Source organism: Saccharospirillum mangrovi (assembly GCF_003367315.1).
GTDB lineage: Bacteria > Pseudomonadota > Gammaproteobacteria > Pseudomonadales > Natronospirillaceae > Saccharospirillum > Saccharospirillum mangrovi.
Genome location: NZ_CP031415.1, coordinates 1,690,551 through 1,713,573, shown reverse-complemented (window position 1 = coordinate 1,713,573; position 23,023 = coordinate 1,690,551). Strand labels below are relative to the sequence as shown.

Here is a 23,023-nt window from a genome sequence, read left to right as displayed (position 1 = left end):
ATTCCCGGGGGTCTGATGTCAAATGCATTTCAGGCCGGAGAGACTTGTGCCAAGGCGGCAAACCTGACCAACCCACCTGGAAAAAGCGCGCCCAAGTATAAAGACCGCGACCCGCCATTGCTACCACCGAACTGCCTTTAATCGAACAGCGCTCTTTTTGTATAAAGCCTGTACAACGGCGTCTGCGGCTGTGCCCGGAAGCGCTTTTTTTGATAGCATTCGCGCCCCGCTGCCCGGCCAGGAAATCGCTGCCTTTCATGCTCAGTCACTCACTTAACCGACCCGAAAAAGCCGGCGACCATCGCCACACCGGTAACGTCCGAGGCTGTGCCGACAGCGCCTATCTGGCCGATTTGATTCGCGATCAAGGCGGAACCCTGCTGGTTATTGCCGACAGTCCGGCACAGCTCGATCGGCTCGCCACAGAGCTGGCGGTATTCCGAGCGGCACACGAATCCTGGCAAATTCTCAGCTTCCCGGATTGGGAAACGCTGCCCTACGACAATTTCTCGCCGCACGAAGACATCATCTCCGATCGCCTAAGCCTGCTGAACCAATTGGCCGAAGCACCGCACGGCATTTGCCTGACCACGGCCGCCAACCTCAGCCACCGGCTGCCGCCCCGCGAAGCCCTGATCGGCACCGCCTTCGACTGGCATCTCGGACAAACCCTAGACCTAGCTGCGCAAAGGCGCCAGTTGGAAAGCGCCGGCTATCGCGCTACCGATACCGTCTATCAGCACGGCGAATTTGCCGTGCGCGGTGCCATTCTGGATGTCTTTCCCATGGGCGCCGACCGGCCCATTCGCGTTGACTTATTCGACAACGAAATCGAATCGTTGAAATGGTTCGATGCCGAAACGCAACGCTCGGCCGAATCGCTGGAACGCATTACCTTGCTGCCCGGCCGCGAAGTACCGATGACCGAGACCGGCATCACCCGCTTTCGGCAATCCTTCCGTGAACGCTTCGATGTCGATTTCAGCCGCTGCACCGTTTATCAGGATGTCAGCGACGGCATCGCGCCCGGCGGCATCGAATACTATCTGCCGTTGTTTTACGAACGCACCGACACGCTGTGGGACTACTTACCGGCCAATACTTTGATCGTACACAGCGATCAGTTAGAACCGTCGCTGGATCATTTCTGGAGTGAAGTCGAAGCGCGTTTCGAAAACCGTCGCCACGACCTGACGCAACCGATCCTGAAACCCGCAGAACTGTTCACTCCGTCCAGCGAATTCTTCGGCCGTGCCAAAGACTTTCCACGTCTGGCGCTGTCGGCCCAGGCCGTACGCGAACAAAGCGGCCACCTGAACCTGCCGGTCGAAACACCGCAAGACATTCCGGTCGATCATCGCGCCCAGCAACCGCTGCTGCACCTGGAACGCTTGCTGATGGAAACCTCGCACCGCGTGCTGTTCTGTGCGGAATCGCTGGGTCGGCGTGAAGCGTTAAAAGAATTGCTGGCTGGCATTCATGTGGTGCCCCAGAGCGTGCCGCACATCAGCGACTTCATTGCCGACAGCAGCATTCGCATCGGTCTTACCGTCGCGCCACTGAGCCAGGGTTTGGTCGCCTCCGAAGGCGGTTACACCCTGATCAGCGAGACACAATTGTTCGGCGATTACGTCGTTCAACAACGCCGCCGCAACCGCAGCCAGACCGACAACAGCGATCAGATCATCAAGAACCTGACCGAGTTGAACCCCGGTGCGCCGGTGGTGCATCTCGATCACGGCGTCGGTCGCTACCAAGGCTTGGAGACGCTGGAAGTCGACGGTCAGGCGCAGGAATTCCTGATGCTGACCTACGCCGAAGGCAGCAAGCTGTACGTGCCCGTTAGCAACCTGCATTTAATCAGCCGCTATTCCGGCGCCGACATCGACCAGGCGCCGCTGAATAAACTGGGCAACGACCGCTGGGCAAAAACCAAACGCAAAGCGGCCGAAAAAGTCCGCGACACCGCCGCCGAATTGCTCAACTTATACGCCGAGCGCGAAGCCCGCAGCGGCCATAAATTCGACTTTAATGAAGCCGACTACGGCCGTTTCAGCGCCGGCTTTGGTTTCGAGGAAACCGCGGATCAGGCCAACGCCATCGACGCGGTTATTGCCGACATGCAACGCCAGCAACCGATGGATCGCCTGGTCTGTGGTGACGTCGGTTTCGGCAAAACCGAAGTGGCACTCCGCGCTGCGTTTATCGCCGCCCAAGCGGGTCGACAAGTGGCGGTTCTGGTGCCCACCACCCTGCTCGCCCAACAGCATTATGAGAATTTCCGCGACCGCTTCGCCGACTGGCCGGTGCGCGTCGAAGCGCTCAGCCGCTTCCGTTCCGACAGCGAAACCAAAACCATCATCGACGGTCTGGCCGATGGCAAAGTCGATGTCGTGGTCGGCACCCACAAGCTGCTGCAAAAAGACGTTCGGTTTAACGATCTGGGCTTGTTGATCATCGACGAAGAACACCGCTTTGGCGTCGCCCAGAAAGAAAAAATAAAAGCACTGCGCGCCAACGTCGACATCCTGACGCTGACCGCGACACCGATTCCACGCACGCTGAATATGTCGATGTCCGGCGTGCGCGATTTGAGCATCATCGCCACTCCGCCAGCGCGTCGGTTGTCGGTCAAAACCTTCGTGCGCGAACGCGACGACGCCCAGGTAAAAGAAGCGTTGCTGCGGGAAATTCTGCGCGGCGGTCAGGTTTATTATCTGCACAACGAAGTCAGCACCATCGAACGTACCGCTCAGGCGTTGCGCGAACTGGTGCCGGAAGCGCGCATCGTTGTCGCCCACGGCCAGATGCCGGAGCGGCAGCTGGAACGCATCATGTCCGACTTCTATCACAAGCGGTTCAACGTGCTGCTGTGCACCACCATTATTGAAACCGGCATCGACGTGCCGTCGGCCAATACCATCGTCATCGAACGCGCCGACCGTTTCGGGTTGGCGCAGTTGCATCAGTTGCGCGGGCGCGTCGGTCGTTCGCATCACCAAGCATACGCCTATTTGATGACACCGCCGTGGAAGTCGCTGACCAAAGATGCCCAGAAACGCCTGGAAGCCATCAGCGAAGCCCAGGACCTCGGCGCCGGCTTTACGCTGGCAACGCACGATCTGGAAATTCGCGGCGCCGGCGAACTGCTCGGCGATGAACAGAGCGGACACATCGAAGGCATCGGTTTCTCGCTCTATCTGGACATGCTGAACCGCGCCGTCAAAGCCATTCAGGCGGGCGAAACTTTTAGCCCGGAAGCGGCCGAACGCGGTGGCGTCGATTTGAACCTGCGTATTCCCGCCTTGATTCCGGACGACTACATTCCCGACATCAACACTCGCCTGTCGCTGTACAAACGCATCGCCTCGGCGGCGTCGGCCAACGAACTGGATGAGTTGCAAGTCGAAATGATCGACCGTTTTGGCCTGTTGCCCGAGCCGGTGCGAAACCTGTTCCGGCAAACCTCAGTGCGCCTGCGCCTGGAACCGCTCGGCATTGAACGTTTCGATTTAGGGCCCAGCGGCGGCTTTATCGACTTCGCCAAAGACACCTCAATCGACCCGTTCCGTCTGGTGCAACTGATCCAGTCGCAACCGCAGCGATTCAAGTTGAAGAACGGCACCCAATTGCGCTTTGGCGCCGATTGCGCCAGCCCCGAACGGCGGTTTGACACCGTCGAAGAAATCCTCACACTGATCACCAGCCAACCCGGATGAAACTCTGATGACGTTCAAACCCGCCGCCCTGGCACTGATATTGAGCCTGCTTGCGCCCTTGGCTTTGGCTGAGTCTGACGAGGAGCGTTGGTATCAGGTCGAAATCCTGGTGTTTGCCAATCCGGATCGCGACACCGACAGCCCGGAACAATGGCCGACTTACCCGACGCTGGCTGAACGGCCGTATCGCATCGAAATCCCCAACACCCTGCGTTTCGATCAGGATGACGAAGAAACTGAACCCGACGCCGAGCCGCCGGAAAGTCACGAACTCACTTTCGGCCCGGAACGCACCCTGCTCGACGGCGATTTGAACGAGCTGACACCCTTTAAATTACTCGGCGAATCGGAATACCAATTGGCCGATGAAATTGAGGCCTTGAGTCGCAACAAGGGCTATCGGTTATTGTTCCATCAAGCTTGGGTGCAGCCGGTTCCCGATCGTGACAACGTTGAATTGCTGCGCATCAGCGGCGGCGATACCTACGGCCAGCAGGCTGAATTGCAGGGCTATCTGGAACTCTATGTGGAACGGTATTTCCACCTGACGACCGATCTGCAATTAATTCACTATGCCCACACCGACAACCCGTTCCGGTTGATCGACGACAACCTCGACAGTAACGGCCTGGCACCCTTCCCCGGACTATCGTTGCTTCAGGGCCCGCCGGTGTACCAAAGCGCCATCCGGCAGGATGCCGATTCTGATCGTTTCTTTGTCGCCACTGAAAGCATCAGCCTGCAACAGCGTCGTCGTATGCGCAGCGGCGAATTGCATTACCTCGACAACCCGGAATTCGGCATGCTGATATTGATCACGCCGATCGACCGATAAGGTTCGTTCAACTCTATTCAGCGCGGCTCACAGACAACAAAAAAAGGTCGGCATTGCCGACCTTTTTTTGTTGTCTGCGGTTTGATCATTGCGAATAAAACTGATCAACCGCCACGTGCAAAATTCGCTTCACCCGCTCCATGCCATCGGCCAGATTTTCTTCAATCTGCTTGATGGTAATCACGCCTTCGCCTTTGCCTGCGGCCGGATTCACCACCAACGACAACCCGGCGTAATTCAATTTTAATTCGCGCGCCAATACCGCTTCGGGCATGCCGGTCATACCGACAATATCGCAGCCGTCCTGTTCCATACGGAAAATTTCGGCCGCCGTTTCCAGGCGCGGGCCTTGGGTGGCTCCGTAGACGCCGCCATTAATCACCGCTTCGTTCGCTGACTTGGCGGAATGAACCAATAATTGGCGCAAGGATTCGGTGTAGGGATAACTGAAATCAACGTGAGTTACCGTCGATAAATCGCCTTCAAAAATGGTCGATTCGCGACTGTGGGTGTAGTCGATAATCTGCATCGGCACCACCAACGCACCGGTTGCCATATTGCGGGTAATGCCACCAACGGCAGTGACGGCAATAACGTCGGTCGCGTACAGCGTCTGCAACGCCCAAAGGTTGGCGCGGTAATTCACTTGGTGCGGCGGAATGCGGTGCGGGTGGCCGTGTCGCGCCAGGAACAAAACGCGATAGCCGTCCAATTCGCCTTCGAGAATGGGCGCCGATGGACTGCCGTAGGGCGTCTGAACATCGTGCGCTTTGGAAATGGTCAGACCGGGCAATTGCGTCAGTCCGGTACCACCGATAATAGCCAGCGTTTCCGACATGGTTCAGACCTCCAACGGTTCTTGTTGTTCTGGTCTCCCCGCCTGGACTCGAACCAGGATTTAGGCCTTAGGAGGGCCTCGTTCTATCCAGTTGAACTACAAGGAGTCGGCGGGCATTGTAGCGGCCCCGTGCGGGCATGGAAACCGTTTACGATCAAGGCATTAGCGCACGACAGCGCGATGTTCAGCCGCGCTCGCGACGGCTATACTCCACGCCAACTTGCCAAGGAATCACCATGACCGAACTCGATCTGGATCAACTGGCCGACTGGCTGGAAGACGACCAACGCGCCGAAGACTGCCTCGACATTCACGGCCTGCATGGCTATCTGACGGCATTGGCGGTGTGCGGCGAACCGCTGTCGGATGAATGGCTGGCGAGTGCGGTCGATCAGCCGTTACAGGAATTGCCCGAAGACGAGGCGCAATGGCTGGCCGATCAGTGCATGCAGTTGCACCAACAGATTGCCACCGAATTGTATGCCGATGACGGTGTGGCGCTGACCTTCGAACCGACCGCCGACTGGCAGGATTCACCGCAACAGTTCTGGGCCGAAGCCTTTATGGAAGTGGTGTTCTCGATACCGGAGTCGTTCGAACACGATCAGGAAGACAATCTGGCGACGTTGTTACTGCCAATCGAAGTCGCGTCCGGTTTGTTCACCGACGAAGCGGACTACCAGCCCATCTACCGTCAACCCAAGTTGATTCGACAGATGGTTGATGACCTGCCCGAAGTGTTAACCGACCTGTATTTGCTGCTGCAAGCGCCGGTGAAGTAATTCGTCGTTTGGCACTTAGAGCTTATTGCCACCGCGACAATCGGGTGAGTCCGGTGCCTGACCGGCCCATTCGTTCGGCGCGTAGGCGTGAATCGCCAGCGCGTGCACCGGCCCGTTCAATTCTTCCTGCAACAAGCCATACACCAACTGATGGCGTTTAACCGAACGCAACCCTTCGAATTGCGCGCTGACAATTTCCAAACGGAAATGGGTTTCGCTGTTGGCTGGCACCGAGTGACGATGGCTTTCGTTTTCCACCACCAAATGGCTGGGCGACAACTCGGTTAATTTGCGTTGAATGGATTCACGGACCGACATAGCAACCTCGACAACTGTTCACGCCTGCCACTATGGGAGGCGCCGGCCAATTTTCAAGCCGGGCCGCGCCGTTGTTGTTGCAGTTCCATCTGGCTGGTTGCTTCCAACGTCAGTTGCAACACCTTGGCATCAACCCCCGCGCGGTGGTGGCTTAAGCCTCGCTCGGTGCGAATGCGGCGTTTGGTTTCATCCCAGATGGACAATTGAAATTCGCTTAGAATGCGCGGCAGGGTTTCCAGACGAAAGGTCATGGTTTTGCGGGCACTGTAATACAGCAGCGCTAACCAACCGGAATCGAACCCCCAGCCGTCGCTGTACAAAATCTGGCCTTCCAGCAATTCGTTCAGTTGGTCGGCCACCAACGACACCGAAACACCTTCGCTCAACAATTGCTCGCGGCTGATGCCATGAATGGCTTGTGCGCCGTCGTCCCAATGCAGCCAGTCCGGTTCGGGCAAGATCAGCCAGGCGTATTCTTCGCCCTGTTCCGTGGCTACGCCGACCTCGATGGGGTAACTGCCCCGACCGAAACCGGACGCTTCAATATCCAAAATTCCTGGCAACAGCATCCGCGTTGACTACCTACTCCGGCACATTTCTTACTGACAGCTTAGCAAGCGTTGCTGTCGCTGACTGTGATGCTAGCAGCGGCTTGATCAGGTTGCCGCCTAGAGTGACTCAAACGCCTCAGCCACCAGACTCGGCGTTAAGATTTGCGGCAACAGCGTTGGCGCACCCGAGTCGGCTGGATACAGCGCGTAAAGAGGCACGCCGTTGCGGCCAAAGCCCTCAATCAAGGCATCAACGGCCGGTGTCGGTCGTGTCCAGTCAGCCCGCATCAGCCGCACACCGGTGCGTTCGACCAACTGTTCAAAACGCTCGCCCGACAACGCCACCCGTTCATTGGCTTTGCAAGTAATGCACCAGGCGGCGGTGACGTCGATAAAGACAGCGTCGCCATTGGCGCGATAACGCTCCAATTGTGCTGCGTCATAGGGTTGCCAGAGTTCGTCGGATGGCGGCGCCGCAAACACCCAGACCAACCCCCAGACTGCCACGATCAGGCGCACGCCACGGCTGATCCAGCGTGCCATGCCCTGCCAGCGCGCAACCCACTGGCCGCTCCACAACACCAGCGCCAGCAACAACAGACCAAAACCAGCCGACATAATGACCGACGGATCGGTCAGTTCCACCAACACCCACAACAGCCACAGCACGGTAGCGAACAGCGGAAACGCCATCAGTTGCCGGAACGTCTGCATCCAGGCACCGGGCTTGGGCAGCCACCGACCCAGGGCCGGCAGGTAAGTCAGCACCAGAATGGGCAACGCCATGCCCAAACCCATCAAGGCAAAAATCAACACGCTCAGCGACGCCGGCTGCGACAGGGCATAGCCAATGGCCGCGCCCATAAACGGCGCCGTGCAGGGTGTGGCTACCAGTGTTGCCAGCACGCCGGTAAAGAAACTGCCACTCAAGCCCGGCTGAGTGGTCAGATCCTGACCAACACCCATCCAGCGGCCGCCGATTTCGACGATGCCGCTCATCGCCAGCGCCAAAACAAAAAACAACGCCACCAAAGCGGCCACAAACGCCGGTGACTGCAACTGAAAACCCCAACCAACCCAGGTACCGAACGAACGCAGCGTCAGCAACGCCACCGCGACCAGAATAAAACTCACCACCACGCCGGCGGTGTACACCCAGCCGTGGGCAATGGCGTGTTGGTTGGAATCGCCCGGATGTTGTGCCAATTGCAACGCCTTCAGCGACAACACCGGAAAGACACAGGGCATCAGGTTCAGAATCATGCCGCCGAGCAGTGCAAACAGCAGCGCACCGGCCAGCGTAACGGACGACAACGTTGAGTCCGGAGATGGCGGATTGGACAGATCAATCAACGACGGTTCGGCCACCGACGAAAAGCCGCCAAAGCCCGGTTCAGGGCTGGACAGCGCAACGCCGTTCAAATCGAAACGGCGCGTCTGCGGTGGATAACACAGGCCGGCATCGGCACAGCCCTGATAGACAACATCGATCTCGCCCTGGTCGGTCAAAACGGCGTACACCGCGTTCATACGGTCGTAATACACCGCCATCTGCTGATCGAAGGTCGGATCGTATTTTTCGACAACGCCCGGCGACAATTGCACCGGCCCCAACTCAGCACCGTTTTGCGGGCGAATACGATGTTGGTCGCGATAGAGGTAATAGTGATCGGCGATGTCCCAATGCAACACCAAGTCGCCGCCCTGGCGCTCGACGGTCAACTGAAACGCCTCATCCACCGGCAAAAATTCGGTGGCCTCTACCAGGCCGGCGACTGCCATTAACCCACTGAGCACCCAGAACTTCATCGCGTTTGTTATTGCCATCTTCGATCTCACGTCAGGCCGCACAGGGCGGCGCACCAGCGACTGTCAATTTGGCGTCAGATACTAGGCAGCACCCGCCCGTCCCGACAGCCAGCTTTCGGCTTCTTTACTTTGCCAGTTGTGCCGAAACAGAACAGCCCCAACCGCCTGGCTTCACCCTTCGGCATCGCTTGCCTATACTTCCCGGCTCAACTTCTACGGACCTTCCTTCAATGACCCTGGTAACCGGTCTTCTGCAGTGGCAATGGTGGCACGCCGTGCTATACGTTGCGCTGCTGACACACCTCACCATTATTTCCGTCACCGTCTATTTGCATCGTCACAGCGCCCACCGCGCGCTGGATCTGCACCCCGCCCTGGCGCATTTTTTCCGCTTCTGGCTGTGGCTGACGACGGCGCTGAAAACCAAGGAATGGACCGCCATTCACCGTCGCCATCACGCCACCTGCGAAACAGCAGATGACCCGCACAGCCCGCAAATTCTGGGTTTGCGCAAGGTCTTGTGGCAAGGCGCCGAACTGTATCAGGCCGCCGCTGACGACGCGACGGTGACCCGCTACGGCAACGGCACGCCCGACGATTGGCTGGAGCGCAACGTCTACAGCCACACCGTTTTCAATTACGCCGGCATCGCGCTGATGGCGGTCATTGATATCGCACTGTTCGGTGCCTTCGGCTTGTCCATCTGGGCCATTCAGATGCTGTGGATTCCGTTCTGGGCTGCCGGTGTGATTAACGGCGTGGCGCATTTCTGGGGTTATCGCAATTTTGAATCGCCCGACGCTGCGCGCAATCTGGTGCCTTGGGGCATCGTCATTGGCGGTGAAGAACTGCACAACAACCACCACACCTACCCCAATTCGGCCAAGCTGTCGTCACGCTGGTACGAGTTTGATCTGGGCTGGGCTTACATTCGTTTGTTCCAGGCGCTGGGTTTGGCCAGCAAAGTACGTCAAGGGCCGCTGGTGTTCCGTCATGACGGCAAATCCTTGATCGACGCCGACACCGCCGTTGCAGCTGCCAACGACCGCTTCCGCGTTATGGCCCTGTTTCACCGTCGCGTACTGCGCCAGGCGATACGGGACGACCGTAAAATTCGCCTCAGTGCCGGTCAGCACTACCGTCGCTTAACGGCCTGGCTTGCGCAGAGCCAGGAACAGTGGGACGAATCGCGTCGCCAATGGATGCAGGAATTCTTCGACAAACACCCGGAGCTGCATCGTCTGCACAGCCTGAAAGAAGAACTGAACGCCATCTGGGCACTGCGTACCCGGTCACGCGATGAACTGGCCGCAGCCTTTAAAGCCTGGTGTGAAAAAGCCGAAGCGGCCGGCAGCGAGACCCTGGCCGAATTCGCCGCCATGTTGCGTCAATACACGCTGAAACCGGTGGCCGTTACGCACTCATGAGCGATACCAATGCATTGCTGCAGTTGCTCGAAGGGTTACGGCTGCGGCGTGAAACCATTCAGTACAAACCCCTGGCCGAGGCGCTCGGCCTGACACCGCCCAAGCAAATTCAACAACTGGCGGAATTGCTTGAAGCGGTGCAGGAAGACGATGCCCTGCTCGGCCGACCGCAACGCGCTGCGCTGGTGATCCAGAAAGGCGGCGAGCCGATTCCCCGGCCGGGTTTTTTCATCAAGCTGAAAGCGCTGGGTATTTACCAGGGCAACGACCGTGGCCCGGAAGCTGAGATGTGGCATCAGAACGAATTGGAACGCCTGTACGACTGGCGTCCGCGTTGACGTTGATTGAAGGAATATCTCATGGCTCAACTGACGATTTATCACAACCCACGCTGTTCGAAATCACGCCAGGCGGTGGCGTTGCTTGATGACGCCGGTGTCGATTACCAAGTGCGGCTGTATTTGCAGGAACCGCTCAGCGCCGACGAACTCAGCACCTTGATCGCACAACTGGACAGCCCGGCCAGCGATCTGGTGCGCCGCAAAGAAGACGACTACAAGGATTCCGGCCTAACCGCCGACAGCGACGAAAAAGCCATCGCCAACGCTCTGGCCCGCTATCCGAAATTGATGGAACGCCCGCTGTTGAGTGACGGCAGGAGCGCCCGCATTGGCCGGCCACCGGAACGCATTCTGGAGTTGTTGTAAGTGACGACGCCCTACGTTCTGGTTTTGTATTACAGCCGTTATGGCTCGGTCGCTCGTCTGGCGCAGGCGCTGGCGGCGGGCATCGATGAAGTTGGCGGTATCGAATCGCGGCTGCGCACCGTTCCGGCTGTGCGCGCCGATCACGAAGCCCCCGTCAGCGACATTCCCGACGATGGCCCGCTGTACTGCACCCTGGACGATCTCGCCGGTTGCGCCGGCCTTGCGCTGGGTTCGCCGGGTCGATTCGGCAATATGGCAGCCAGCCTGAAATACTTTCTGGAACAGACCACCAACGAGTGGGTGTCGGGTCGGTTGATCGGCAAACCCGCCGGCGTGTTCACCAGTACCAGCACACCGCACGGCGGCCAGGAAGCCACCTTGTTATCGATGATGGTGCCGCTGCTGCACCATGGCATGCTGATCAGCGGTTTACCGTTCAGCGAGCCGGCGTTGCACGATCACATTGGCGGCGGTACGCCCTACGGAACATCCTGGGTGTCGGGTGCGGATCATCAGCCACCCGATGCCACCATTCTGACGTTGGCCCGCCACCAGGGCCGACGATTGGCACAACTGGCATTGAGGCTTCACGATGACAACTCCTGATCCGGTCGAAATGATTAACCTGAACCGCCAACTGAAAATCGCTTTCTGGTTGATGATGATGGCGATATACGGCGGCGCCTTCGCGTACGGTCCCGATTATGGCTCCATGCCATTGGGCGAATGGATTGCCTCCTGCCTGGTCATCGGGCTGTTCGTTTCCATTCCGTTGTTCGCGTTCGTCGGCGTTGCGCACAAGCCGCAACCCGGTTCGGTCAGTTGGCTGAGTTTCCTGGTGCTGGGTTATTTGATCGTCGGCATTGTGCTGTCGTTTTCGCCCGGCGGCCTGGTTGGCGGACTGGCGCTGGCTGGCACCAGCTTGAACGCTTATGTTCAGGTGATCGTCTGGTTGCGGCCGTTCAAGAAAGCGGCCAAGGCACAGAAAGCCAAGGAAGCGGCTATCCGTGCGCAGAAAGCCCGAGCCGCCAAAGAGTCCAATATCTAGCCCGCTGTAAACAGCTTCGAACGCACCATCTTTCGGTATTCCCCGGGCGTCATCGACAGGCGCTCGCGGAACACCCGGCCAAAATACGCCGCCGTACGAAAGCCACAGGCTTCGCCCACTTCCGCCACCCGCAGGTTGGTATCGCGCAATAATTCACGCGCGCTGTCGAGCCGCATGCGCAACACATACGCCATCGGACTTTCACCGGTTGCCGCCTGAAAACGGCGACTGAAATTGCGCTCCGACTGATCCAGCAATCGCGCCAGTTGCGGCAGGCTGATGTCATCGGTCAGATGCTGCCGCAACCAGGATTGCACCAGACTCACCCCTTCGTCGTGATGCACCGCTCCGCCCGGCTCAAAATAAGGCGTGGAAAAAGTGCGTTTGAGCTCGTGCGTGAACTGCCGTTCGACCAACGCCAGGGCGTCTTCGCCAAAGGTTTGCTCGATCAGAAACAGCACCAGATCGGTCTGGGCGTTGATCGAGCCGGCGCAGTAGAGACCGTCTTCGTGGGTGACAAAGTGGTGGCCTTCGAATTTCACCTCGGGATAGCGCTGCCGAAAGCGGTCCAGGTAATACCAGTGCGTTGTCGCAACCCGTCCGTCGAGCAAGCCGGCGCGCGCCAGATGACCAACGCCAGTGCCCGTCGCCGCCAGACGCGCGCCGTTCTGATATTGCTCGACCAGCCAACGTTGCAGCGCATCTCCCTGGCTGATCACCGGCCAGGGCGTGCCCCACATCGGCGGCACGAAAATCAGGTCGGCATCGTCTGCCTGGGCAAAGGTGTGGTCAGCCTGGATGTTTAAGCCACCGACAGCCCGCTGCGTCTGCAGGCTGTCGCCGACCAACTGAATCGACAAGGTGGGTGCGGCGCGACGCTTCACCCGAAAACGGCTGGCGGCGTAAAACATCTCCACCGGTAAAGCGATGCCGGTCAGCAAGGCTTGCGGGCTGATGACAAAAGCCAGCTTCATGATTGTCCTTTTTGTATTGCTTTTCGTCCGGATAGTTATAACACCGACCCCGTTCAGCCTCTATAGTCCTGCCCCATTGACGCACTGACGGATTACCGAACATGAAAGCACTGCCTTTGATCGTTGGCTTCGGTGGCATCAACGCCGCTGGCCGGGTTTCCATGCACCACAGCTACCGTCGTTTGGTTCAGGACGCGCTGGACGAGACGCGCATGGCCGCAACCTGGCAAGACTTGTCGACGTTGATGGGCACCACCAACCGCCAGGCGATACTCGATGGCACGCTGATTCGTCGTATCGAAGCGGCCAGTCATTTTGATCCCTCCGCCATACCCAACCAGAACAAAGCCAACCTGAGCAACGCCAACGGTTTCAATTTCGAACTGAAGCGCCGTCAATTGCCAGACCCGTTGCCAGCCGGTTGGACGGTGGTCGGTGAGTCCGCCGGCCAGGTGCAGATTCGGGTGGACGGCGATATGCCGGTGCTGGTGCCGGGAAGCTTTGCCAGTAAGGTGTCGTCCGCTGGCTCTTTGCCGACCGGCTTTGACCCGTCGAGCTACTACAACGCCGCGCACCATCCGCGCGGTCTGCAACTGGCGGTGTATGGCGCGTCCGATGCGATTCAATCGATGGGTATGGATTGGTCGTCCGTACTGGAACGGGTGCGGCCGGATCAGGTGTCGGTTTACGCCGGTTCCGCCTATTCCCAGCTCGACCAGGCCGGCCTGCGCGGCCTGTACCAATCGCCGATGACCGGCTCGCGCATCACCTCAAAAATGCTGCCGTTGTCGTTGCCGGAAATGTCGGCCGATTTCGTGAACTCTTACATCATCAACAGCGTTGGCAACACCGGCACCAACGTCGGCGCCTGCGCAACCTTTCTGTACAACCTGCGCCAGGGCATGGCCGACATTCAGTCCGGTCAATGTCGGGTTGCCATTGTCGGTAACTCGGAAGCGCCGATCGTGCCGGAAATCATCGAAGGCTTCCGCGTTATGGGTGCCTTGGCAGAAGACGACCAACTGCGTCAGCTCGACGGCAGCGACATTGCCGACAACCGCCGCGCCTGCCGCCCCTTCTCAGCCAACGCCGGCTTCACCATCGCCGAATCCAGCCAGTTTGTCGTATTGATGGACGACGCCCTGGCGCTGGAATGCGGTGCGACCGTCTTTGGCTCCGTCGGCGAGGTGTTCGTCAATGCCGACGCCAACAAGAAATCCATTTCCAGCCCGGGCGTGGGCAACTACGTCACCATGGCAAAGGCCACCGCCCTGGCGCGCGCCATTTTGGGCGACGCTGGTCTGGCACGAACCTTTGTCATGGCACACGGCACTGGCACGCCACAAAACCGGGTGACCGAGTCGCACATTTTCAATGAGGTCGCTAAAACCTTTGGCATTCAGCATTGGCCGATCAGCGCCATCAAAGCCTACCTCGGCCATTCGCAAGCGCCGGCCGGTGGCGACAGCCTGACCGCCGCTCTGGGCGTTTGGGCCGAAGGCTTGATTCCGGGCATCAAAACCATCGATCACATTGCCGATGACGTACACCGCTCCAATCTCGATATCCTGATGGACCACAAAGCCGTTGGCGACCAGGGCGAAGGCATGGACGGCGCGTTGATCAACGCCAAAGGTTTTGGCGGCAACAACGCCAGCGCCCTGGTGCTGTCACCAAACAAGACGCTGGAATTACTGCGTCAACGCCACGGCCAAAACGCGCTGGATGGCTGGCAAGGTCGCAACGAGGGCATCGCTGCGGCTCAAGCGGATTACGACCGCCGCACGCGTGAAAACGGTCTGAAGGTCATCTATTCCTTTGGTCAGGCCGTGATGGACGAAACCGACGTCAGCATGAATCGCGAGCAGTTGACGCTGAGCCAGTTCGCCACACCGATCGACCTGCCGCAACACAACCCCTACCTCGATTGATCACGACGGGCGGAATCCTCCGCCCGTTTGTTTAACGTTTTGCGGCAAGGCTGGCGATTTGCGCTTTCTGCTCAGGCCGTTAAAGTACCGCCGTCCTCACGCCCGTAACGAATCATGAGCCGTTCCCGCTTCGAGAAATTCAAACAAGTGCTGCGCCAACGCCAAACCGACATGACGGTGCTGACCGATCAGGTACACAAGGCGCAAAACATATCCGCCATTCTGCGCACCGCCGATGCCGTCGGTATCCCTGAAATTCACATGGTGCAGCCAAGGCACGGGCGCTTGGTGTATCACAACACCGCTGGCGGCAGCAGCCGGTTTGTCGCTACCCGTGTACACGACACCATTGGCAAAGCCATGGCCGCTGCCCGGCAACGGGGTTTCAAACTTTATGCTGCGCATTGGTCAGAGCGAGCGGTGAATTACCGCGACGTTGATTACTGCCAACCCTTTGCGTTGGTGATGGGTGCGGAAAAACGCGGCCTGAGTGATGAAGCCGCCGAGGCCGCCGATGCGCATCTGACCATCCCCATGGTTGGCATGGTGGAAAGCTATAATGTCAGCGTTGCCGCCGCCATTATTCTGGAAGAAGCCATGCATCAGCGTCGCCGCGAAAGTTGGTATGATCGCCCTTTCGTCGAAGACTCGGGCTACCACGCCACCTTATTTCGTTGGGCACAGCCGAAAATGGCCGCCTATTGCGACCGCCACGGCCTGCCCTACCCGGCGCTTGATGACGATGGCGATGTCATTCCGCCGGCCGACCCGGCTTACCGAGGTGCGTTGTGAGCGAGAGCCCGTTGACCGAAACCAACACCGAGGTTGATCGCCATCGCCGCATAGGTGTTACCAATGCCTGGGCGGTGGTGGTCGATAGCCTGGCGTTCGTGATCAAACTGGGGGTCGGCTGGTTGGTGGCCTCGCCGGCGTTGATTGCCGACGCCATGCACAGCCTGTCGGATTTGCTCGCGGACTTGCCCATTATTTTGCTGGCCCGCATCGCACGACAACGCCCCGACAGCGATCACCCTTACGGCCACGCCCGCTTTGAAACGCTGGGCACCGTCATGCTCGGCGCGCTGTTGTTAACGGTCGCTTTAGGCATCGGTTTTGAAACCATTCAGCTGCTGTTTTCCGACAGCCGGCCATCGCCCAGCGGTTTGGGACTGGCGACGGTGGTTGTCGCCATCGCGCTCAAGGAAGGTTACTTCCAATACGCCATTCGTCAGGCGCGGCTGGCGCGCTCGGCGTTGATCGAAGCCAACGCCTGGCACGCGCGTTCCGACAGCCTGTCGTCGGTTGTGGTGTTAATTGGTTTGCTGGCAACGCTGGCGGGGTTTCCGGCACTGGAAATCATCGCGGCTTTTATAGTCGCCGTCATGATCGGTTGGATGGGTATCCGACTCGCCTGGCAAGCCATCCAACAGTTGGTGGACCAGGGCGTGGATGATGAGCGCCAAACCGCCCTGCTGGAAGCGCTGGCCGCCATTCCGGGCGTGCGCGATGTGCACCTGTTGCGCACCCGACGTATGGGGCCAGATTTATTTGTCGATGCGCATCTGCGTGTGGACAGCCGCATTTCAGTGTCCGAAGGCCACCAGATCAACGAATGGGCATTGACCCGCCTGAAGACCCAATTCGATGACATTGCCGATGTCACCCTGCACATCGATCACGAACCCGACCCACAGGACAGTCAGGTTCGCCCGCTGGCGCCGCTGCGACCAACCATCGAATCGCTGCTGGCCGACTACGGCGTGCGCGACTACGACCGGCTGATCATTCACTACCACCAGCAACGCGCGCAGTTGGAATTGCGTTTTGCCACCGACGCACAATGCCTGGCGGCTCGCGACCTGTGCCAACGGCTGCTGAATGACGTCGATTGGATTGCCGATATTGTGTTGACTCTGAGCGGCGAGCGCCTCAGTCGATCAACACACTGATGGTGTCGGTCGCCAACAAATTACCGTCGCCATCCAGCACCTCCAATTTCCAGATGCCATCCCAATCGGGTTGCATCAATTTACTGGAATAGACGCGCCATCTCGGCCCGGTTACCTGGAAACGCACTTCGGCCATCACACGGTTATTCAACAACCAGCGATGGACAACGGTCGCCCCATCCATGCCTTCCAGTTCGGTGAAATAAAACAGCGGATTAATATTGGTCGCGCTGCTCAGTCGATCGACCGGTTCGTGCGCAACCACATTGCGGGTGAAATGGTGTCGAATCACATCCGCCTGAGTCCAGGCGGGCAACACCAGGGCTATAACGACAGCCAGCCAACGGATGCTTCGCATTCTTGTTATCTCCGTTTATGCGCGAAGGGTTCCGTCAAGCTGGCATGAAATGGGATGGCTGTAAATGCGCCTTGCGGCTTATTCCACGGCACCGGGAATCGGTGGAATCGGCGGCGTTACCTCGGCGTTTTGCGCGCGGTGGCGCAACCAATGGTCCATCAACACCAACGCCAACATGGCCTCGGCAATTGGTACCGCGCGAATGCCCACGCATGGATCGTGGCGACCTTTGGTGATCATTTCTGTGGCTTCGCCCTGGCGCGTAATGCTGCGACCAGGAATGGTAATGCTCGAGGTCGGCTTCAAGGCGATGTGCGCTTCAATCGCTTGACCCGTGGAAATACCGCCAACGATGCCGCCAGCGTGATTCGACAAAAACCCTTGCGGGCTTAATTCATCGCGGTGTTCGCTGCCGCGTTGGTTCACTACGTCAAAACCGTCGCCAATTTCGACGCCTTTAACGGCGTTGATGCTCATCAAAGCTTTGGCTAATTCGGCATCGAGGCGATCAAAAATCGGCTCGCCCAAACCCGGAATCAAACCGGTGGCGCGTACGCTGACGCGGGCACCGACGGAATCACCCGCTTTGCGCAATTGCCGGATGTGCTCTTCCAACTCCGGCACGCGTTCCGGATCGGGGCTGAAAAACGGATTTTGTTCGATGGCCGCTGCGTCTTTAAAAGCCAGCTCAATCGGCCCCATCTGACTGAGCCAACCTTGAATCTGAATGCCCTGGCTGGCGAGATAACGTTTGGCAATGCCACCGGCCGCTACCCGCATCGCGGTTTCGCGTGCGGAGCTGCGACCGCCACCACGGTAATCGCGAAAACCGTATTTTTGATCGTAACCGTAATCGGCGTGCGCAGGCCGATAGGTGTTCATAATCTCGGAGTAATCTTTGCTGCGCTGGTTGGTGTTTTCGATCAATAAACCAATCGGCGTTCCGGTGGTTTTGCCCTCAAAAACACCCGACAAAATTCGCACTTCATCGGCTTCACGACGTTGAGTTGTAAACTGGCTGGTACCGGGTTTGCGCCGATCCAGATCGCCCTGCAAATCGGCTTCCGATAACGCCATGCCCGGCGGGCAACCATCGACAATGGCGCCCAATGCCGGGCCATGACTTTCACCAAAAGTGGTGACGGTAAAAAGAGTTCCGAAGCTGTTGCCTGACATGCTGTTTTCCGTTTTATATGTGAGCCAACGAAGTTGGATTCGAAAAATTTTTTGTCGTTAATGCGCACTGAAATAAGCGCGCAAATCACTCGCCCGAAGTATTAAAACACCTAAACCACCTTGGCTGAATTCCGGCCATTCGAACGGCAGTTCGGGATACGCATCCATTAATGCACCAGCGCTGTTACCGACTTCGCACACCAGCAAACCGTCGTCAGTCAAGTGGTCCACCGACTCTTTGAGGATGCGATGAACCAGGTCCAATCCATCGTCACCGGCGGCCAAACCCAGACGCGGTTCGTGATGAAATTCGGCTGGCATGCTGTCGATATCTTCGGCATCCACGTAGGGCGGATTGGAGAGGATCAGGTCGTAACGGGCATCGCCCAGGCTGTCGAATAAATCGCCCTGGTAGACATCAATTTGCCAACCTAAGTCTTTGGCGTCGACGTTTTCAACAGCAATGGCAACAGCAGCCTCGCTCAAATCGCTTAAGTCGACCTGCGCCTGCGGGAACATACGTGCGGCGGCAATACCAATGCAGCCACTGCCAGTGCACAAATCCAGAATGCGGTGCGGCACTTGCTCAAGCCAGGGTTCAAATCCGGATTCAATCAATTCGGCGATGGGCGAACGAGGGATCAATACATCCGGTGTTACTTTGAACGGCTCGCCGCAGAACCAGGCTTCTTCAAGCAGATAGGCGGTGGGCACACGTTGCACACAACGCTGTTGTAACAACGACCACAACCGCTGGCGCTCAGCGGTGAGCAGACGGGCAGACAGCGCCGCCGCTGGTATATCCCAATCCAGTTGTAACGCACGCGCGCACAAAAACAGCGATTCGTCCCAGGCGGACTCAAAACCGTGGCCATGAAAGACGTCGTAGCGCCCCATCTGGCTGGCGCCAAAGCGCACCCAATCGCCTAGCTGACAGAAGTCCTGCAACGATTGTTGCTGAAGGTCGGCGTCGTCAAAGGATAGCAGCGGAACAGGATGTGACATGCGGTTGAGTTGATCATTAGAACGGGCCGGCAGTATAACCGATTTAACCGCCAACTTGCGCACCGACGCGACCGGTTAAAGCGTGCTTTCCAACCAACGTGCAATCGGTTCCGGCGTTTCCATGTGGGCATGATGCCCACCTGCGAATCGGCTCAGATGCAATTGCGCTACGGCTTGTTGGCGCAGCACCAGAGCCTCCTGTTTCGCCAGTGGGCTGTCATCAAACAACGCCAGGTGCAGCGGGCAGCGAATGCGTTTCAACAGTGCCAACACCTGAGATTCGGTCAGCCGCCATTGGGTTTCCTGGCGCAGACGTCGATCGTAATTGAAAAACCAACCGCCCTCGCCGAGTCCAACACCGCGACGGGTCAACACCCGGGCCGACGCTTCCGATAACGGAAACCGGCCTTGTGCACGGGCCTGCCACAACGCATCGGGAGTCGGATAATGACGTCGTTTGGATTTAGGTTTTTTGCGTGCTTCGTACAACCGCTGTAAGCGGTCCAGATTGCCGTCATCGTCGTCAACGATAGGCCCCAGGGCATCCAGTGACCACAACCGAGCGATGCGCGTGTCCAGTGTCGCCAGCAGTTGGCTGAGAATGCCGCCGAGGGAATGACCGAGGACATCAAACTGCGCCCAATTCAGTTCGTCCAGTATGTCACCCAGCAGCGGTAGCCAGTCCGGCAAACTCCAGCCACCCTGCCCCGGCAAGGCGGCCGAACGACCGTGACCGGGCAGATCGATGGCCCAAAGTTCAATCTGTGTCAGATGCTGCGCCAGCGGCTGAAAACTCATGGCGTTATCGAGCAAGCCATGGAGCGCCAAAACTGGTTTGCCCTGCCCCCAACGCACGCCTTGAATGCGATCATTCAACAGACTGAATTCGCGCATGAATTAACCGGCCTGCTGTTCAGCGAGCTGCATTTGCAACAACAACCGCCCAATGGCGTCGGCCGTTTTTTGTGGGTATTCGAGCGGGAACATGTGGGTGCCATCGAGACGTTCGCCATAAAACCCCAGGCGGCGCTTCATGCGCAGATATTGGCTTTTGCGCACTGCATCGGTGTCGCGTCCGACCAGAATGCCGGCTGGCATCGCTAACTGACCGGCGCGAACACCCAGGTTATGCGGCATGGTTCGAAACACCGCCAGCTCGACCGACAGTTCATAGAGCAATTCGACGCCGCCGTCCGATGCCGGTCGTATGGCCGAACGCACGTAATCCTGCAAACAACGCTCATCGAACCGCTGGAACAAACCTCGGGTGCGGAAGTAATCGAGTGCCGCCTGAGCGTCGGGCCATTGGGTACGGCGACGCTTTGAACGACCGGCGGGTGTCACCGAATCCATCAGCCCAAATGTCTTGATCAGCCGCACGACGTAACTTTCCAGACAACTGAACACCGGCACGTCCAGCAGCACGATGGCTTCAAACAGGTCTGGCCGTTCTTTGGCCGCCATCATGGTCAGCCCGCCGCCAAGAGAATGCCCAATGCCGACGACCGGCCGGTCGCACTGCGTTTCGATGCTGGCAATCAATTGATGCTTCAGGCGGGTCCAGTTATCGGTGACCGGGTAATTCGGGTCGTGGCCGATCAATGGCAGTTGGCAGACATCGTAATCGGTCGACAACGCATCAAATAAAGCGCCATAGCTGGCAGAGGGAAAACCGTTGGCGTGGGCAAAATGAATCAGCGGTTTCATGACAAACCTGACCTTCGATGACGAGCAATCAATCTAGTTCAGGCTCAAACCACATTCAAACAGACGTTTGAATATGCGTTTGATTGGAAAGAAACGGCGTTAAAAACAACCTATTAAGTTTATTTTTGCCACAAAAACTGAGCGCTGCCGGGAAACCAGTCATCCGCTTCAAGACAGACCAACCCCGCCGTTGGCAACGCTAAGGCGTAGGGGTCGCCGATCAGGGAATTGGCCAGACTCGACAGCAATGGATTATGACCGACCAACAACAACCGCTCACCGCCAGCACTGCCCAGCAAGTCCAAAACACCCTGCACCGGGCTATCCGGCGTCAGCCGCGCATCCAACATCGGTTGCTGGCCACCGACCGTTGAGCGGATCAATTCGGCGGTCTGACAGGCACGTCGGTACGGGCTGCAATAGAAAGCATCGACCGGTTCCAGCCAGGTTCGCTGGCGTATCACCGCCGATTCCCCCGCAGGCACCAGGCGGCGCTCTGCGTCGCTGACGCTGCCGTAGGGTTCGGCTTCACCGTGTCGCAGCAGATACAGACGCATCAGTCGTCTTCTGGCTCCGCCAGGTCATCGCTCGGCCAGTCGGAGAAAGGAAAGGGTTTGTCGTCGACATTGAACAACAGGAAATCCGATACCTGATGTTGATAACGTCCCAACGCCCGGCAGAAACCGCGCAGGCGTTCGTTGTCATCGCTTTGGAACCAGCGCCAGATCCATTGCACAACGGCGAGCAAGCCGGTCAATAGCACGCTCAGCCGCAGCACAACGCCAAAAATAACCATAAACACCAGACGCAACAGTTGTTGCTCGATGCGTTCACGCTTACTTGTTTCCATCAGATTCCAGCTCCCATGAACTCAACGTCTTGAGCCAGGTCGCCCGACATCAATTTACCGGACACTTCCCGGATCGGTTGGTCTTCGTAAATGATGGCATAGAGGCCGCCCACCAGCGGCATGTAGATGCCCATTTCCGCGGCTTTTTCATGCACCATCCGCAGCGTGTTGATGCCTTCAGCAGTTTCACCAACGCGCTTGATGGCTTGCTTCAGCGAGTCGCCTTCGCCGATGTAGTAACCAACACGATAGTTGCGGCTCAGCTGCGAACTGCAGGTGACGATTAAGTCTCCGACACCGGCCAGGCCCAAAAACGTCATCGGGTTAGCACCAAGGCGAACAGCAAAGCGCGACATTTCGGCTAAGGCGCGGGTGATGATCGCCGCGCGGGTGTTTTCAGCCATGCCCAACGCAACCGCCAGACCGGTGATGATGGCGTAGATATTTTTCAACGCACCAGCGAGTTCGACACCGTAGATATCCGGATTGCCATACACACGGAAAAACTGGCTGCTGAGCAATTGCTGGACGTTTTGACGAAGGGACTGGCTGTACGACGCAATCACAGTGGCGGAAATTTGATTCTGAGCGATTTCCTTCGCCAGATTCGGCCCACTGATCACACCCACTTCATGGCTTGGTGCCAGGTCGTGCAGTATCTGACTCATCAGTTTGAAACTGCCCGGCTCAATGCCTTTGGTCAGACTGATTAAAGCAGTGTGAGCCGGCAACAAGGGAATGGCTTGTTCAGCTACCGAACGAAAGGCTTTTGATGGCACGGCGACAAACACATAGTCGGCATCGCTAACCGCAGCCGCCAGATCCAGCTCCGGCGTTAAGCGTTCCGACAGTTTATAGCCGGGCAAATAGCGGCTGTTTTCGCCTTGATCCAGAATGTCTTGCGCCTGCTTTTCGCTGCGCATCCAAAGTTTGACGGTATGGCCATTTGACGCAGCGATATTGGCAACGGCGGTGCCAAAGCTGCCACCGCCCAAAACGGCGATGCGCTTGGGCGGCATGGAAGTATGGGTCACAGATT

Annotated in this window: 24 protein-coding genes and 1 tRNA gene; 11 read left to right on the top strand and 14 right to left on the bottom strand. The window is 58.1% G+C overall.

Annotated elements, in window-relative coordinates:
- Positions 1–257 precede the first annotated feature (257 nt).
- Together mfd and DW349_RS08245 are read left to right on the top strand one after the other, a co-directional pair.
- Complete coding sequence (mfd, locus tag DW349_RS08250) at positions 258–3,719, top strand: transcription-repair coupling factor (protein WP_108124418.1); 3,462 nt, start codon at positions 258–260, stop codon at positions 3,717–3,719.
- Positions 3,720–3,726: 7 nt separating this feature from the next.
- The gene (locus tag DW349_RS08245; protein ID WP_108124419.1) at positions 3,727–4,554 is read left to right on the top strand and encodes a CsiV family protein; all 828 of its coding nucleotides are present in this window, start codon (positions 3,727–3,729) and stop codon (positions 4,552–4,554) included.
- A gap of 85 nt (positions 4,555–4,639) precedes the next feature.
- Here the strand turns inward: DW349_RS08245 and DW349_RS08240 are convergent, their stop codons facing one another.
- Entirely contained in the window at positions 4,640–5,392 is a 753-nt protein-coding gene (locus tag DW349_RS08240; RefSeq protein WP_108124420.1) for an S-methyl-5'-thioinosine phosphorylase, read from the bottom strand.
- 30 nt (positions 5,393–5,422) lie between these two features.
- Positions 5,423–5,498, bottom strand: a tRNA-Arg gene (locus DW349_RS08235).
- A gap of 130 nt (positions 5,499–5,628) precedes the next feature.
- Between DW349_RS08235 and DW349_RS08230 the strand changes: the two genes are divergently transcribed.
- On the top strand, positions 5,629–6,174 hold the full coding sequence (locus DW349_RS08230; protein WP_157954246.1) for a YecA/YgfB family protein: 546 nt from the start codon (positions 5,629–5,631) through the stop codon (positions 6,172–6,174).
- 15 nt (positions 6,175–6,189) lie between these two features.
- Here DW349_RS08230 and DW349_RS08225 read toward each other — a convergent pair whose 3' ends face one another.
- The 3 genes from DW349_RS08225 to DW349_RS08215 all read right to left on the bottom strand — a co-directional run bounded on the left by DW349_RS08225 (position 6,190) and on the right by DW349_RS08215 (position 8,870).
- On the bottom strand, positions 6,190–6,492 hold the full coding sequence (locus DW349_RS08225) for a BolA family protein (RefSeq protein ID WP_108124422.1): 303 nt from the start codon (positions 6,490–6,492) through the stop codon (positions 6,190–6,192).
- Between the two features lie 53 nt (positions 6,493–6,545).
- Positions 6,546–7,061 (bottom strand): 3'-5' exonuclease, encoded by a 516-nt coding sequence (locus tag DW349_RS08220; RefSeq protein ID WP_108124423.1) that lies wholly within the window; start codon positions 7,059–7,061, stop codon positions 6,546–6,548.
- 99 nt (positions 7,062–7,160) lie between these two features.
- Positions 7,161–8,870, bottom strand: coding sequence for a protein-disulfide reductase DsbD family protein (locus DW349_RS08215; RefSeq protein WP_108124424.1), 1,710 nt, complete (start codon positions 8,868–8,870; stop codon positions 7,161–7,163).
- 212 nt (positions 8,871–9,082) lie between these two features.
- Here DW349_RS08215 and DW349_RS08210 point away from each other — a divergent pair, with 212 nt between their 5' ends.
- Genes DW349_RS08210 through DW349_RS08190 form a run of 5 tightly spaced genes read left to right on the top strand, consistent with a single transcriptional unit; the run spans position 9,083 to position 12,034 of the window.
- A complete protein-coding gene (locus DW349_RS08210) occupies positions 9,083–10,279 on the top strand; it encodes a DesA family fatty acid desaturase (RefSeq protein ID WP_108124425.1) in 1,197 nt (398 codons plus the stop codon).
- A complete protein-coding gene (locus DW349_RS08205; RefSeq protein WP_108124426.1) occupies positions 10,276–10,617 on the top strand; it encodes a hypothetical protein in 342 nt (113 codons plus the stop codon). Before DW349_RS08210 ends, DW349_RS08205 begins: the two co-directional genes overlap by 4 nt.
- Before the next feature lie 21 nt (positions 10,618–10,638).
- A complete protein-coding gene (gene arsC, locus DW349_RS08200) occupies positions 10,639–10,986 on the top strand; it encodes an arsenate reductase (glutaredoxin) (protein ID WP_108124427.1) in 348 nt (115 codons plus the stop codon).
- Entirely contained in the window at positions 10,987–11,592 is a 606-nt protein-coding gene (gene wrbA, locus DW349_RS08195) for an NAD(P)H:quinone oxidoreductase (RefSeq protein WP_108124428.1), read from the top strand.
- Positions 11,579–12,034, top strand: a complete 456-nt coding sequence (locus DW349_RS08190; RefSeq protein WP_108124429.1) for a DUF2069 domain-containing protein — start codon at positions 11,579–11,581, stop codon at positions 12,032–12,034. Before wrbA ends, DW349_RS08190 begins: the two co-directional genes overlap by 14 nt.
- On the opposite strand, the gene DW349_RS08185 is transcribed toward DW349_RS08190, so the two are convergent.
- A complete protein-coding gene (locus tag DW349_RS08185; protein WP_108124430.1) occupies positions 12,031–13,008 on the bottom strand; it encodes a GlxA family transcriptional regulator in 978 nt (325 codons plus the stop codon). The genes DW349_RS08190 and DW349_RS08185 overlap by 4 nt on opposite strands.
- Before the next feature lie 101 nt (positions 13,009–13,109).
- Between DW349_RS08185 and DW349_RS08180 the strand changes: the two genes are divergently transcribed.
- The 3 genes from DW349_RS08180 (at position 13,110) to DW349_RS08170 (ending at position 16,888) form a co-directional block, all read left to right on the top strand.
- Positions 13,110–14,939 (top strand): beta-ketoacyl synthase, encoded by a 1,830-nt coding sequence (locus tag DW349_RS08180; protein WP_108124431.1) that lies wholly within the window; start codon positions 13,110–13,112, stop codon positions 14,937–14,939.
- Positions 14,940–15,053: 114 nt separating this feature from the next.
- Positions 15,054–15,731 carry a tRNA (guanosine(18)-2'-O)-methyltransferase TrmH gene (trmH, locus tag DW349_RS08175; RefSeq protein WP_108124432.1) on the top strand — a complete coding sequence of 226 codons (678 nt, stop codon included), beginning with the start codon at positions 15,054–15,056 and terminating at the stop codon, positions 15,729–15,731.
- Entirely contained in the window at positions 15,728–16,888 is a 1,161-nt protein-coding gene (locus tag DW349_RS08170) for a cation diffusion facilitator family transporter (RefSeq protein WP_108124433.1), read from the top strand. The genes trmH and DW349_RS08170 overlap by 4 nt, the downstream gene beginning before the upstream one ends.
- Here the strand turns inward: DW349_RS08170 and DW349_RS08165 are convergent.
- The 8 genes from DW349_RS08165 to DW349_RS08130 all read right to left on the bottom strand — a co-directional run bounded on the left by DW349_RS08165 (position 16,869) and on the right by DW349_RS08130 (position 23,003).
- Positions 16,869–17,246, bottom strand: coding sequence for a DUF2914 domain-containing protein (locus tag DW349_RS08165; RefSeq protein WP_108124434.1), 378 nt, complete (start codon positions 17,244–17,246; stop codon positions 16,869–16,871). The two genes, DW349_RS08170 and DW349_RS08165, sit on opposite strands and share 20 nt — an antisense overlap.
- 78 nt (positions 17,247–17,324) lie before the next feature.
- Positions 17,325–18,422: a chorismate synthase gene (gene aroC, locus DW349_RS08160; RefSeq protein WP_108124435.1), complete on the bottom strand. Its 1,098-nt coding sequence runs from the start codon at positions 18,420–18,422 to the stop codon at positions 17,325–17,327.
- Between the two features lie 57 nt (positions 18,423–18,479).
- Positions 18,480–19,427, bottom strand: coding sequence for a 50S ribosomal protein L3 N(5)-glutamine methyltransferase (gene prmB / locus DW349_RS08155; RefSeq protein ID WP_108124852.1), 948 nt, complete (start codon positions 19,425–19,427; stop codon positions 18,480–18,482).
- Positions 19,428–19,502: 75 nt separating this feature from the next.
- A complete protein-coding gene (locus tag DW349_RS08150; protein WP_108124436.1) occupies positions 19,503–20,321 on the bottom strand; it encodes an alpha/beta fold hydrolase in 819 nt (272 codons plus the stop codon).
- Between the two features lie 3 nt (positions 20,322–20,324).
- Positions 20,325–21,134, bottom strand: coding sequence for an alpha/beta fold hydrolase (locus tag DW349_RS08145; RefSeq protein WP_108124437.1), 810 nt, complete (start codon positions 21,132–21,134; stop codon positions 20,325–20,327).
- 119 nt (positions 21,135–21,253) lie between these two features.
- Positions 21,254–21,691: a SixA phosphatase family protein gene (locus tag DW349_RS08140; RefSeq protein WP_108124438.1), complete on the bottom strand. Its 438-nt coding sequence runs from the start codon at positions 21,689–21,691 to the stop codon at positions 21,254–21,256.
- Positions 21,691–21,984, bottom strand: a complete 294-nt coding sequence (locus DW349_RS08135; protein ID WP_108124439.1) for a DUF4389 domain-containing protein — start codon at positions 21,982–21,984, stop codon at positions 21,691–21,693. Before DW349_RS08135 ends, DW349_RS08140 begins: the two co-directional genes overlap by 1 nt.
- Positions 21,984–23,003 (bottom strand): NAD(P)H-dependent glycerol-3-phosphate dehydrogenase, encoded by a 1,020-nt coding sequence (locus tag DW349_RS08130; RefSeq protein ID WP_108124440.1) that lies wholly within the window; start codon positions 23,001–23,003, stop codon positions 21,984–21,986. The genes DW349_RS08135 and DW349_RS08130 overlap by 1 nt, the downstream gene beginning before the upstream one ends.
- Positions 23,004–23,023: the final 20 nt, after the last annotated feature.

Excerpts from the sequence above, each read along its gene's own strand:
- DW349_RS08205 (WP_108124426.1), top strand. The coding sequence starts at position 10,276 with ATGAGCGATACCAATGCATTGCTGCAGTTGCTCGAAGGGTTACGGCTG.
- DW349_RS08180 (WP_108124431.1), top strand. The coding sequence starts at position 13,110 with ATGAAAGCACTGCCTTTGATCGTTGGCTTCGGTGGCATCAACGCCGCT.
- aroC (WP_108124435.1), bottom strand. The coding sequence starts at position 18,422 with ATGTCAGGCAACAGCTTCGGAACTCTTTTTACCGTCACCACTTTTGGT.
- mfd (WP_108124418.1), top strand. The coding sequence starts at position 258 with ATGCTCAGTCACTCACTTAACCGACCCGAAAAAGCCGGCGACCATCGC.
- DW349_RS08230 (WP_157954246.1), top strand. The coding sequence starts at position 5,629 with ATGACCGAACTCGATCTGGATCAACTGGCCGACTGGCTGGAAGACGAC.
- trmH (WP_108124432.1), top strand. The coding sequence starts at position 15,054 with ATGAGCCGTTCCCGCTTCGAGAAATTCAAACAAGTGCTGCGCCAACGC.
- DW349_RS08245 (WP_108124419.1), top strand. The coding sequence starts at position 3,727 with ATGACGTTCAAACCCGCCGCCCTGGCACTGATATTGAGCCTGCTTGCG.
- DW349_RS08145 (WP_108124437.1), bottom strand. The coding sequence starts at position 21,134 with ATGAAACCGCTGATTCATTTTGCCCACGCCAACGGTTTTCCCTCTGCC.
- DW349_RS08150 (WP_108124436.1), bottom strand. The coding sequence starts at position 20,321 with ATGCGCGAATTCAGTCTGTTGAATGATCGCATTCAAGGCGTGCGTTGG.
- DW349_RS08225 (WP_108124422.1), bottom strand. The coding sequence starts at position 6,492 with ATGTCGGTCCGTGAATCCATTCAACGCAAATTAACCGAGTTGTCGCCC.
- DW349_RS08165 (WP_108124434.1), bottom strand. The coding sequence starts at position 17,246 with ATGCGAAGCATCCGTTGGCTGGCTGTCGTTATAGCCCTGGTGTTGCCC.
- DW349_RS08140 (WP_108124438.1), bottom strand. The coding sequence starts at position 21,691 with ATGCGTCTGTATCTGCTGCGACACGGTGAAGCCGAACCCTACGGCAGC.
- DW349_RS08190 (WP_108124429.1), top strand. The coding sequence starts at position 11,579 with ATGACAACTCCTGATCCGGTCGAAATGATTAACCTGAACCGCCAACTG.
- arsC (WP_108124427.1), top strand. The coding sequence starts at position 10,639 with ATGGCTCAACTGACGATTTATCACAACCCACGCTGTTCGAAATCACGC.
- DW349_RS08130 (WP_108124440.1), bottom strand. The coding sequence starts at position 23,003 with ATGCCGCCCAAGCGCATCGCCGTTTTGGGCGGTGGCAGCTTTGGCACC.
- prmB (WP_108124852.1), bottom strand. The coding sequence starts at position 19,427 with ATGTCACATCCTGTTCCGCTGCTATCCTTTGACGACGCCGACCTTCAG.
- DW349_RS08210 (WP_108124425.1), top strand. The coding sequence starts at position 9,083 with ATGACCCTGGTAACCGGTCTTCTGCAGTGGCAATGGTGGCACGCCGTG.
- DW349_RS08240 (WP_108124420.1), bottom strand. The coding sequence starts at position 5,392 with ATGTCGGAAACGCTGGCTATTATCGGTGGTACCGGACTGACGCAATTG.
- DW349_RS08185 (WP_108124430.1), bottom strand. The coding sequence starts at position 13,008 with ATGAAGCTGGCTTTTGTCATCAGCCCGCAAGCCTTGCTGACCGGCATC.
- DW349_RS08220 (WP_108124423.1), bottom strand. The coding sequence starts at position 7,061 with ATGCTGTTGCCAGGAATTTTGGATATTGAAGCGTCCGGTTTCGGTCGG.
- DW349_RS08215 (WP_108124424.1), bottom strand. The coding sequence starts at position 8,870 with ATGGCAATAACAAACGCGATGAAGTTCTGGGTGCTCAGTGGGTTAATG.
- DW349_RS08135 (WP_108124439.1), bottom strand. The coding sequence starts at position 21,984 with ATGGAAACAAGTAAGCGTGAACGCATCGAGCAACAACTGTTGCGTCTG.